Source organism: Roseixanthobacter psychrophilus (assembly GCF_043195195.1).
GTDB lineage: Bacteria > Pseudomonadota > Alphaproteobacteria > Rhizobiales > Xanthobacteraceae > NCEH01.
On sequence record NZ_JBAFWT010000003.1, the window covers coordinates 254,387 to 263,482 of the forward strand.

Here is a 9,096-nt window from a genome sequence, read left to right on the forward strand (position 1 = left end):
CGCGCGTTATTCATTCAGCGGCCTCTTGTATCGAGATAGGCGCCAATGAACTGCGCAGCCGGACGATGGTCGATCGCGTTTCCGATGGCGCGCAGTTTATCCACTCGGGCGGGTATCCGAGTTCCCAGCCAGCGAACTCCGGGTGAAGGGAGCCGGCGCCATTTTCCATCGGGGCATTCGAGGTATTGGCAACCGTCGATACTTGCGACGGCAGCGGTGAACCCCCGGCTCCGAAACTCTGGTTCGGTCCACCCTTCTCCCCATCCGAGGCCCGGACGGTTGACCAAAGCGCGATTTCCACCACTTGTTCGGTCAGCCACGTTTGATGGAGGCCCGGCGCTGTCGCGCGGGTCCGGTTGCCCTTCTCGCCCTCGCTCGCCTGGCATGTGCGCCATGTCGCCATAACCATCGTAGACAGCGGCACCCCTCCCTGCGCATAGCGATTTGATCGCATGCTCACGCTGTCCAGTGTCACGGTCGGCCACAAACCAATACCGATCCCGGAAATGGTCCGCGTCCGCGCTCGCGGCCTCCATCGGGATTGCCCCCACGGCGTATCCCATTTCGACCAGATCACCTCGCACGAGGTTGAGCCACTCAGGCGCTCGCGCAACCTGCTCTCCAAACAGGACTGGAGGGCGTCCGACCTCGATAAGGCCTCGGAATATTGGCCATAGGTGTCGTTCGTCGGCAAAGCCCCTTCGCTTCCCGCTGACGCTGAACGGTTGACAAGGGCAAGAGCCTGTCCACACCCTCCAGTCGCGGGCATTCATGCCGCCTCCCGGACTTGCTCTGCCTTGTGGATGGTCAGAACAGTGGTGACCTCTCCTCCTATGGGTGTGCGCATGACTATTCCGCTGCCTCTTGAAATAGATCGCCCTGCCATTCCGAACATTCGGTGTCTTGGGTAGTTTGCGCCTCAGGCCTCAAATCATCTTTTGGCGCCCGGCGTAAGCGCACCTCCTGAAAGTCAACAGTGACGACCTCAACCTTCGGTGCGACGCCGTGCCATTCGTCCTGGCTGCAAGAACAGTCGATCCCGCAGTTGGCGCCTAGTTCGATCCCGGTCTTCTGCTCAAAGGCCAGATAGCCGGCGTCTTTCGCCACTCGATAGGTGGCCTCCCCGCTATATCGGAACGGCGCAGACATCTGCGGGATGATGAATACGCCGTAGTCTGCCAGGTCGGATGCGATGTCGATGACGTGGTATTCGAACTGCCTGCCAGTAAACCGCGGGGCGTCCAGGCCACCCCTCTTGATGTTGCCGAAGGGCGGGTTCGAAATGGCGCAATCGAAATGCTCCAGGTCCGGCAGGTCGAAGACAGAGGCTTGAACCCACGTCGCCTCGGGAAGGATCTTCCGCCCGACCGCGATATAGTCCGGGTTGATCTCGACGCATGTGATCTTCGGCTTCGGGCCAAAGCAGCACTTCTCCATGTAGAGGAACGACAAGGTGCCGATGCCTGCGCAGAGGTCAATGATCAGCCGGCCGTCAACCTCTATGCAGAAAGACCGCGCCAAGTCAGGCGGCGTGAAGAACGCGCCAGCCACCGTGTTAATGTGCGTCGCGCTTTCCTGCCAATTCTCTAGCACAAACCACTTCTCGTCGTTGGTTAGGACGTCCTTCTTCAGGATTTCGCAGGCTTGCTGGTGGGCCTTTGCTTTGGCTTTGGTAAGCTTGCTCATTCAGGGGCCTCCGAACGGGAATGCCCTCTCCTATGGATGTTCAGAACAGTGGTGACACTTGTCCCTGTGAGGATGTGCATCGTCATGCGGCCGCTCTCCAGTCGAACCAGTGCAGTTCAGGGCGGCCTATGTGTCTGCGGTCCCAAACAAACCAGGCAAAGGCAATCGCAGAACTCGCCTGCGGGCCCTCCCAACCGTCTCGGTGCATCATCGGCATGCGGCGGCTGGAAATATGCACGCGCGCCAGTGGCCCGGCCTGAAACCAATCCTTGCGGGTGGCGCTCTCCAGAAACGACAGCCGCAACAGCATCGCCACATAGGGCGCAATGGTCAAAGAACGATCGACGAACTCAGCCGCCAGCTTGAACGGCGGGTTTGTCACGATTCCGCCGATATCCATGGGCACCGCGAACGGCATCAGGAAATCTTCCCGGCTCGCGCTATCTGGGCATCCGCGGTCGACGAGGTCGGATGCTTGGACATCATATCCAGCCGCGCGCAAAGGCAGCACGATTGCCCCGTCACCACATGCAGGCTCCCATAGCCGGCGTGGAAGGAACTCACTTTCCGCAGCGAGAAACCCGCGCACTGCCTCGGGAGGCGTGGCATAGAAATCGTCCTTGCGGTCGGCAAGAGAGTGGCTCTTCTCACGGGAGGCAATGCCGCTCATGATCCACCCCTCACACTGGAGCGGATCTTCGCCGCCGCATCGCCAAGACGATTGGCGCCAGAGACAACCCGCGTCTCCAATAGTTCCGCCGTACCCTTAAGCGCGCGGTTCCCCTTGGCTTGCCGATGCAACTCCAGGATAGCGCTCGCCTCTTGTTCCATGTCGTGGGCTTTGTCGCTCATGGCCTCCACCCCACAACTTCCCTGACCGCAGCCACCTGGGCTGCAACTTCGGGACACGTCTCGATCAGCCGTCCGATTTTGCGAAAGGCGTGCAGTATTGTTGTGTGGTCGCGTCCGCCGAATGATTTGCCAATCACCGGGTACGATTTCAGGGTCATTTCCCTCGCCAGGTACATCGCGATCTGACGGGGGGCCATGAGATGACCGTTGCGGGCCTCCGATACGATTTCCCGAGCCGGAACACGGAAATACGCGGCCGCAGCCGATATGATAACCTCGATCTGCGGCGCCTTTCCAGGGTGGTAAAGAACCATCCAGTCGCGGGGCGCTGGGCCTGTGAGCGGGGCAGTGCAGTCGGCAGGCGGCTGTTCCGCTTGAGGCGCGGCGGATGCAGCTTTTCGGCCTTGGAGGCGCGCGGTCGCGGGCCAAAACTTTTGCCGACGCTCAAGATGAGCCGTATATTGCCGCCGCAACTCATCTCCATTGACAACCTCAAGCATAACTCGCCTCCCGCATCTTCACGGCTTGGTCGATCAGGGCGCGCGTTTCAGAGTCAACAGACCGCGCAGGAGGCGAAAACATCCCGAGCTGAGGAAAGAAGACGATCTTTGTCGCCTGCCCCGTTTCTGCGAGCACCTTCCCTGCCTTTTCGCGGCGACGGAGGTTGACCATAGCCTTGCGGGCACCGTCCCGGCGCTCACGCGTCTGCTTTGACATCTTGCTCATGAGCTATTTTTCCTGTCTAAATGCTTGCCGACGCTTGCGTCTAGCCGACGATCTGTTGAGCCTTCGCGTGCTCGGCACATTCCAGCACTCGCGCTGCATCAGAAAGCCGGAGAACAATCAGCGGGTCTTTGCGATCCGCCTTGATGACGAGGCCGTAATTGCCTTCAAGCCACCCGTAGATCATCGCGAAACCTGACGATCTCGCTTTGACTTCAATGCGCTCATCTTGCCCAAGGACAGGGACATGCACGTCGCCACCGAAGCGATCCGACGCGCGGGCGATGGCGCCTTGACCGGAGAGTGGGACGCGTTCCGCACACAGCCCATGATCTTGGAGTATCTTGACGATGGCGCGCTCGATACGGGCGCCTTTGTCTCGGGATTTCTTGCCCATCACAGAATGATGCCGAGGGCATGGGCATAGAGGTCGACGATAGCTTCGTGCTCTTTGCGATCATCCACGTCTTCCTTGCGGATCTTGAGGATTGCCTTCAGGGCTTTCACGTCGAAGCCGTTGGCCTTGGCCTCCGCGAAGATGTCGGAAATGTCATCCGCGATGGCCTTCTTTTCCTCTTCGAGCCGCTCAACGCGTTCGATGAACGATTTCAGTTGCTCCTTGGCGAACCCCGCAGGAGCTTCGGAGGAATCGGAGACAGACGGGTGGCGTGCGGTATCGTCGAACATTTGAAAATCTCGTTTGGTTATGAGGGGTTGCGGGTGGCGCGGCGGGCGGCGCCAAAATCAATCACGCCCTGCCCACAGGCGACGGCGTTATGCCCGCTCACCAGGGCATAGCCCCGGCTATCCATGTAGGCGGCGGCAAAATCGCGAGGAAACAGCCACACGTTTGAATGTGGGCAGCGCCGCAGCGAAGTGGGAGGGTTGGATACAGCGGCACGGCTGCGCAGCTCGAACCCGATCTTAACATTGACGCCGCGCCGACCTTTCTGGATCGCCTTGGCATCGTCGAGCAGTTCGCGCACAGACACATAATCCAGCACGGCCCGGCGCGGATCCGAGGCAATCGCCTGCTCTACTTCGCGACCGATCAGCAGCGGGACGGCGCGCTCGATCTCCGTGACCTTGCGGGCGAGCATCTTGATCATGCCGTTCATCCGCTGCAGCATCTCGCTGTCGGGTGCGGGAGCCGGCTTTCCTTCCATGTGCGAGCGCACGACCGTGTTGCACCAGACATGGAATTCGGGGCTGAGGTACTTCGCGTAGGCAAGGCCAACCTGCCAGTGCGCGAACGTTGCCCCGCCCCGCCCCTGGTCGACCTGCAAAAGGTGGGAATTTCCCACCATTGTTTCGAGGTGTTCGATGAAGTCACGCGCCGCTTTGGAGCGGAGCCATTCCACCGGACGTTTGGACATGTCGGAGCCGGCCGCTCGCCACATATCCGTCAGACACAGGCGGTCATTATCCGCCTGGATCGCGCGCCCCTGGTAGGCCAGGGCAGCGGGGCGAGGCATGGCGATGTGCCCGATATCATCCGGAACGATAGGCGCGGGCTCGGCAACGGGGACCGCCGCCTCGGCAGTCCAGGCCCGCAGATCGCGTCGCAGCTTGGTCGCTGAGATTACCGGAGAGCGCCGGCTGCTAGGCGTGCCCGCGAACATAACCTTGCGGTCTTTGCCCGCGAATTCAAAGCGAAGACACGGGTGCGGTCGACGATCTTCGACCTCGTGCCGCTCCACACCAAATTCCAAGAGCACGCGATGAAGCGACTTGTACACGTCGTTGTTTCGGATTTTGGTGAGAACATCTTTCGACATCAATCCCTCCTACCGAGCCAAGCACTCAAATCCATCCACCTGCCGGCGCACTTATTCGCCCGGCGCATCCCCCATTTGCGGACAGGCCAGGGCAGCCCGTTCCTCAAGGCGCGCAAGGCGTGCCCGTAATTCCGCCATTTCCCCATTGATCAGTGCCTCTTCGTGAGCACGCATCAGGCCCCGCACCCGATCAAGCTCTTCTGCGCGGACTCGCCCGCGCCCGTACCAAAGATCAAACGCCCGGCTGTAACCAAAGCCGGTCTTGCGCGAGACCTTGCAAATCAACGCTTTTACGCTCTCACCAGCACTGACCGGCTCGGCCAAACGCCGAAGGCCAGAGCTCATCTCCATGGAAACTGACGACGCGTTCATTTCGCGCTCACAAGGATTTTGGGAAAAACCACAAGGATTTTGGGAAAACGGCATCTCTGCCTCCGATAGCTTTGGGCTACTGGAGTTGGAGACGACGAATGCTTACGAAGACACGCACCACGGCTGAACTTGCAGGAACAGACGCGGTGCGTGCGAATAAAGGCCCCAGCCCGAAGGCCGGGGAAGTTGGCGCGGGGGAGGAAATCCGCGCCGGGGGTTGGCGATCCATCGGCGCCCTTACGGCAAAGCTGATGGACGAATTGAGGTTGCCAGCGGATCGCACCGCCGCTGACGCCGGCTGTGAAACGGGTCGACCGGCACGAAGCGTCGGCATCACCGCTGCGATTTGGAACGGGAGCTACGGACATGCCTAACCCCCTTGAAATGCGTAAATATAGAGCGCGGTCGCAAGCACGTAGACGGCGCCAACGAAGATGCCGGCATGCCTGTGCTGCATGATATTTGCGAGCGTGAAGGTCTTTGGAGGCTGCACGAGGCGCCGTGGCCTGGGCGCAGGCTTAGGCGGCGGGCCTGCAAGATCGGATAGGAGTTGATCGCGGGCGAGGATGCTCATGAGCGCGTCGCCTTCGAACGCTCGACAAAAAGACGAGCAAGTTCCGCTTGATCTTCGTCTTTCTCCCGATGGCCCCCATCAACCGCGCCATTGCGCCACCCGTGCCAGTAAGACGTGGAGCGATTGTCTCCGGGCTCAGGGTAACCCCCCGCTCCGTCTCGATAGCCCTCGATAATCTCGGATCCATCCAGGCGCGCGAGGTCTTCGAGCGTGCAGACAGCGGCGCGGGGGCTCATGACACATCCCCTTCGTATCTGCGGAAGTAGGTATCGTCGCGGACGACACGGATCACGATGGACGGGCCGAAGACGCGCCGCCCAACAGACTCGCCGAAGCGCAGACCGAAGGCCGCTAACGCAGACCCGATGAAGATCGCAGAGCCGGCCGCGAAAACCGTGAGGATCGTTGAGAGCAGGTCGCTCATTCTGCGCCCTCCTCACGTGCACGTGCACGAGGGGCGGCGAAGAAGATGGCGTCCTTCAGCTTGACGCCTCGCTCTTGCGCCGCAGCGCGGATACGCTCCAAGTGCGTCAGATCCGGAGACGAGCGGCCATTCTCCCAGCGGGAAACGGTCGCCTGCGTTGTCTCAGCAATGCGCGCCATCTCGGCTTGCGAGATTTTGAAAAGCTCAGTCCTGATATGAAGCAATGCACTCATACATCCATATACGCATGCGTATCAGCCAATGCAAGCGAAATATGCGTAAGCGTATTGGACGATTCACGGCGCCTTGGCGTATAGCGCGAGGATGAATGTGCCGAAGACACTTCAGACGATAATGGACCGAACCGGATGGAACCAAGACGGGCTAGCGGAGCGTCTCGGAACCACTCAGGCGACCGTTTCCCGCTGGATGAGCGGTAGCGACCCCAGGGGCGTTAAGCGGGACGCGATCCGCCGTCTCCTTGTTGAGGTCTCGAATGGCGAGATCGATAGCATGGATGTAGCGGAAATTAGCTCCCGGAACCGACCTATCGGGCGCCTGATCCAAGTTGTTGGGTATGTCGGAGCCGGGGCGGAAGTTTTCGGCTTAGACGATCACGAAAAGGGCGGTGGCCTAGACGAGATCGAAGCGCCACCTGGCGCGTCCACGCATGCCGTCGCTGTCCGTGTCCGAGGCGAAAGCATGCTGCCAGCCTACCGGGAAGGCGACCACATCATTTACGACGAGCTGGCGACTGGCGGCGACATCGCTCGCTACATCAACAAAGAGTGCGTCGTTCGGCTCACTGACGGACGCACATTCATCAAGACCGTCGTTCGCGGGTCTGAGGACGATTGCTGGACTCTATGGAGCTACAATGCTCCGCCGATGATCGACATGCTCCTAGAATGGGCGGCTAAGGTCCGTTGGGTCGAGAAGGCTTAGTCCCGATCACGAGAGCGTGCTGACTGCCGCCGACGCAATCGTCAGGAAACGTTTTGATGCGAAACGTGTCCTAGAGCGGAACGCTGCGACGATTGACGGTGTTGTCAATTTGTCACCCCATATGCATTGTATAGCTACAACGACAGGGGACCGGGGGAGATTGGACAATGGATATGGAGAAGGTAATTACCGTTGACATTCAAACACATAGAGAGACTGGGCTAATTCTGGCTACGAGCGACGATATGCCGGGCCTCTATGTGCATGCTCGCACCTTCGACGATCTGGAGCGGCGTCTGCCGATCGCGGTCAGGGACATATTGGAATTTAAGGGCAACATCGTCGAGTCCGTCGAGATTGTTCGCCGGCCGAATAGCGAGCCCTTCATGTCCCCACACTTCACGATCAACGCGATCGCTGCGTGACGTGCGACGAATATCGGGCCAAACTTAAGCTTCTTGGCCTAATTCCAGTGAAGGCGTCTTATGATGGCGCTACTCTGTATCAGGATCGCGACCGGCAACCGCACGTGATCCCGGACCCAGAGGGTTTAAGCGAGATCGAACGATCCGACTTCCTGATGAAGCTCATGATACGGATTGGCGCGGAAGACTGACCAGCAGGACGAGCCCGCCCTATCCGGCGGGCTTTTTTGTGCCCGTAAGGCCACTGATCGGCACGGCGCTCCTGACGATCGAACATTTTTATACGTTTGCGTATTTTTCCTCTTCCAATCCTCATACGCATGTGTATTATTGGGTCATCGAACGAGCGATGGGGATCGCAGATGACCAGAGACCAGGCCGAGACGGCCACCACCACCGAGATCAGAGCCCGCCTCCGGGAGATCAAGAGCCAGATCGCCAGCCTCTCCAAGGTGCATGCGAGCGCGAAGAACTCTGCCACCTCCGAGCACGGCCGGATGCGCGGCGCCAGCATCGCCCTGATGAAGGTGGAGCGTTGGTGGCTCAACAAGGAACTTGCGACCCGCACCACCAGCCGGGACGCGCTCCCGGTCGCGGCCTGAGGAGGGACACATGGCCATCGAACAGCCCACCCACATTCGCCGCATCCTCGGCAACCGCTCCATGGAGATGACCGAGCCTAACCCGTTCGATCATGCCGCCATCGTCCGCATCACGCGCGAAGACAGCGCAGCGCTCATCGCGGAGATCCGCGCCAACTGGTCCAACTCTCCTCAATGCCCGGATATGTACGAGGCTGCCGCCCGGGCAAGCCGAAGAATTTCGGCCATCCACGCAGCTCTCTCCAAGGCCAAGGGAGAAGTCGCATGAGCACAAATGCAACGCTCCTAATAATCTCGCTCATGAGTTTGGCATTCAATCTCGTCATCTATGGCGTCTGTGCCTATGCCGTGTTCTGGCTTGGGCACTCCGGATGGTGGTTCTTGCTCGCCATGGTGATCAGCGCCTCTGTCACCGACTCCACAGCACGGGAGGCGTGAGGTGGCAAAGCTGAACGAAGGGCAGCGCGCGATCCTCACCGATCTGACGGATAGAAGGCGATACGGGCGGCCCGGCGACGGGAAAGATGAAGGATGGGCCACCGCAGTGTGGATCGCAGAAAGCTGCGACCATTTCTTCGAAACGGAATGGGCGTCCTCTCGACTCCTGACATTGATCAAGAACGGACTTGTCGAGCGCGGCGCCCGTGGCTTTTACCGCATCACCGACGCTGGTCGTGCCGCTATCTCTGAAACCGAAAAGACGGAGGGTTAAGTC

18 protein-coding genes are annotated in these 9,096 nt (G+C 59.9%); 6 read left to right on the top strand and 12 right to left on the bottom strand.

Going from position 1 to position 9,096, the window contains the following annotated elements; translation table 11 throughout:
• Positions 1 to 14: 14 nt before the first annotated feature.
• The 12 genes from V5F77_RS05285 to V5F77_RS05340 form a co-directional block, all read right to left on the bottom strand.
• On the bottom strand, positions 15 to 773 hold the full coding sequence (locus V5F77_RS05285; RefSeq protein WP_429004281.1) for a DNA cytosine methyltransferase: 759 nt from the start codon (positions 771 to 773) through the stop codon (positions 15 to 17).
• 76 nt (positions 774 to 849) lie between these two features.
• Positions 850 to 1,686, bottom strand: a complete 837-nt coding sequence (locus V5F77_RS05290) for a methyltransferase (protein ID WP_429004282.1) — start codon at positions 1,684 to 1,686, stop codon at positions 850 to 852.
• 82 nt (positions 1,687 to 1,768) lie between these two features.
• Complete coding sequence (locus V5F77_RS05295) at positions 1,769 to 2,356, bottom strand: hypothetical protein (protein WP_429004283.1); 588 nt, start codon at positions 2,354 to 2,356, stop codon at positions 1,769 to 1,771.
• Positions 2,353 to 2,538 (bottom strand): hypothetical protein, encoded by a 186-nt coding sequence (locus V5F77_RS05300; protein ID WP_429004284.1) that lies wholly within the window; start codon positions 2,536 to 2,538, stop codon positions 2,353 to 2,355. The genes V5F77_RS05295 and V5F77_RS05300 overlap by 4 nt, the downstream gene beginning before the upstream one ends.
• Entirely contained in the window at positions 2,535 to 3,038 is a 504-nt protein-coding gene (locus tag V5F77_RS05305; protein ID WP_429004285.1) for a helix-turn-helix domain-containing protein, read from the bottom strand. The genes V5F77_RS05300 and V5F77_RS05305 overlap by 4 nt, the downstream gene beginning before the upstream one ends.
• Complete coding sequence (locus V5F77_RS05310; protein WP_429004286.1) at positions 3,031 to 3,264, bottom strand: hypothetical protein; 234 nt, start codon at positions 3,262 to 3,264, stop codon at positions 3,031 to 3,033. The genes V5F77_RS05305 and V5F77_RS05310 overlap by 8 nt, the downstream gene beginning before the upstream one ends.
• A gap of 40 nt (positions 3,265 to 3,304) precedes the next feature.
• Positions 3,305 to 3,658, bottom strand: coding sequence for a putative PDDEXK endonuclease (locus V5F77_RS05315; RefSeq protein WP_429004287.1), 354 nt, complete (start codon positions 3,656 to 3,658; stop codon positions 3,305 to 3,307).
• Positions 3,658 to 3,948 (bottom strand): DUF2312 domain-containing protein, encoded by a 291-nt coding sequence (locus V5F77_RS05320; protein ID WP_429004288.1) that lies wholly within the window; start codon positions 3,946 to 3,948, stop codon positions 3,658 to 3,660. The genes V5F77_RS05315 and V5F77_RS05320 overlap by 1 nt, the downstream gene beginning before the upstream one ends.
• Positions 3,949 to 3,965: 17 nt before the next feature.
• Positions 3,966 to 5,039, bottom strand: a complete 1,074-nt coding sequence (locus tag V5F77_RS05325; RefSeq protein ID WP_429004289.1) for a KilA-N domain-containing protein — start codon at positions 5,037 to 5,039, stop codon at positions 3,966 to 3,968.
• Between the two features lie 51 nt (positions 5,040 to 5,090).
• A complete protein-coding gene (locus V5F77_RS05330) occupies positions 5,091 to 5,465 on the bottom strand; it encodes a hypothetical protein (RefSeq protein ID WP_429004290.1) in 375 nt (124 codons plus the stop codon).
• A gap of 752 nt (positions 5,466 to 6,217) precedes the next feature.
• Complete coding sequence (locus tag V5F77_RS05335) at positions 6,218 to 6,409, bottom strand: hypothetical protein (protein WP_429004291.1); 192 nt, start codon at positions 6,407 to 6,409, stop codon at positions 6,218 to 6,220.
• The gene (locus tag V5F77_RS05340) at positions 6,406 to 6,642 is read right to left on the bottom strand and encodes a helix-turn-helix domain-containing protein (RefSeq protein ID WP_429004292.1); all 237 of its coding nucleotides are present in this window, start codon (positions 6,640 to 6,642) and stop codon (positions 6,406 to 6,408) included. The genes V5F77_RS05335 and V5F77_RS05340 overlap by 4 nt, the downstream gene beginning before the upstream one ends.
• Positions 6,643 to 6,922: 280 nt before the next feature.
• Here V5F77_RS05340 and V5F77_RS05345 point away from each other — a divergent pair, with 280 nt between their 5' ends.
• From V5F77_RS05345 to V5F77_RS05370, 6 genes are all read left to right on the top strand, one after another.
• Positions 6,923 to 7,354: a S24 family peptidase gene (locus V5F77_RS05345; RefSeq protein ID WP_429004293.1), complete on the top strand. Its 432-nt coding sequence runs from the start codon at positions 6,923 to 6,925 to the stop codon at positions 7,352 to 7,354.
• Positions 7,355 to 7,521: 167 nt separating this feature from the next.
• Positions 7,522 to 7,779, top strand: coding sequence for a DUF1902 domain-containing protein (locus V5F77_RS05350; RefSeq protein ID WP_429004294.1), 258 nt, complete (start codon positions 7,522 to 7,524; stop codon positions 7,777 to 7,779).
• A gap of 362 nt (positions 7,780 to 8,141) precedes the next feature.
• Positions 8,142 to 8,381 (top strand): hypothetical protein, encoded by a 240-nt coding sequence (locus V5F77_RS05355; RefSeq protein ID WP_429004295.1) that lies wholly within the window; start codon positions 8,142 to 8,144, stop codon positions 8,379 to 8,381.
• A gap of 10 nt (positions 8,382 to 8,391) precedes the next feature.
• A complete protein-coding gene (locus tag V5F77_RS05360; protein WP_429004296.1) occupies positions 8,392 to 8,649 on the top strand; it encodes a hypothetical protein in 258 nt (85 codons plus the stop codon).
• Positions 8,646 to 8,819, top strand: a complete 174-nt coding sequence (locus V5F77_RS05365; protein ID WP_429004297.1) for a hypothetical protein — start codon at positions 8,646 to 8,648, stop codon at positions 8,817 to 8,819. The genes V5F77_RS05360 and V5F77_RS05365 overlap by 4 nt, the downstream gene beginning before the upstream one ends.
• A gap of 1 nt (position 8,820) precedes the next feature.
• Positions 8,821 to 9,093: a hypothetical protein gene (locus tag V5F77_RS05370; protein WP_429004298.1), complete on the top strand. Its 273-nt coding sequence runs from the start codon at positions 8,821 to 8,823 to the stop codon at positions 9,091 to 9,093.
• The last annotated feature ends 3 nt before the right edge of the window (positions 9,094 to 9,096 follow it).

Excerpts from the sequence above, each read along its gene's own strand:
- V5F77_RS05285 (WP_429004281.1), bottom strand. The coding sequence starts at position 773 with ATGAATGCCCGCGACTGGAGGGTGTGGACAGGCTCTTGCCCTTGTCAA.
- V5F77_RS05290 (WP_429004282.1), bottom strand. The coding sequence starts at position 1,686 with ATGAGCAAGCTTACCAAAGCCAAAGCAAAGGCCCACCAGCAAGCCTGC.
- V5F77_RS05295 (WP_429004283.1), bottom strand. The coding sequence starts at position 2,356 with ATGAGCGGCATTGCCTCCCGTGAGAAGAGCCACTCTCTTGCCGACCGC.
- V5F77_RS05300 (WP_429004284.1), bottom strand. The coding sequence starts at position 2,538 with ATGAGCGACAAAGCCCACGACATGGAACAAGAGGCGAGCGCTATCCTG.
- V5F77_RS05305 (WP_429004285.1), bottom strand. The coding sequence starts at position 3,038 with ATGCTTGAGGTTGTCAATGGAGATGAGTTGCGGCGGCAATATACGGCT.
- V5F77_RS05310 (WP_429004286.1), bottom strand. The coding sequence starts at position 3,264 with ATGAGCAAGATGTCAAAGCAGACGCGTGAGCGCCGGGACGGTGCCCGC.
- V5F77_RS05315 (WP_429004287.1), bottom strand. The coding sequence starts at position 3,658 with ATGGGCAAGAAATCCCGAGACAAAGGCGCCCGTATCGAGCGCGCCATC.
- V5F77_RS05320 (WP_429004288.1), bottom strand. The coding sequence starts at position 3,948 with ATGTTCGACGATACCGCACGCCACCCGTCTGTCTCCGATTCCTCCGAA.
- V5F77_RS05325 (WP_429004289.1), bottom strand. The coding sequence starts at position 5,039 with ATGTCGAAAGATGTTCTCACCAAAATCCGAAACAACGACGTGTACAAG.
- V5F77_RS05330 (WP_429004290.1), bottom strand. The coding sequence starts at position 5,465 with ATGCCGTTTTCCCAAAATCCTTGTGGTTTTTCCCAAAATCCTTGTGAG.
- V5F77_RS05335 (WP_429004291.1), bottom strand. The coding sequence starts at position 6,409 with ATGAGCGACCTGCTCTCAACGATCCTCACGGTTTTCGCGGCCGGCTCT.
- V5F77_RS05340 (WP_429004292.1), bottom strand. The coding sequence starts at position 6,642 with ATGAGTGCATTGCTTCATATCAGGACTGAGCTTTTCAAAATCTCGCAA.
- V5F77_RS05345 (WP_429004293.1), top strand. The coding sequence starts at position 6,923 with ATGGATGTAGCGGAAATTAGCTCCCGGAACCGACCTATCGGGCGCCTG.
- V5F77_RS05350 (WP_429004294.1), top strand. The coding sequence starts at position 7,522 with ATGGATATGGAGAAGGTAATTACCGTTGACATTCAAACACATAGAGAG.
- V5F77_RS05355 (WP_429004295.1), top strand. The coding sequence starts at position 8,142 with ATGACCAGAGACCAGGCCGAGACGGCCACCACCACCGAGATCAGAGCC.
- V5F77_RS05360 (WP_429004296.1), top strand. The coding sequence starts at position 8,392 with ATGGCCATCGAACAGCCCACCCACATTCGCCGCATCCTCGGCAACCGC.
- V5F77_RS05365 (WP_429004297.1), top strand. The coding sequence starts at position 8,646 with ATGAGCACAAATGCAACGCTCCTAATAATCTCGCTCATGAGTTTGGCA.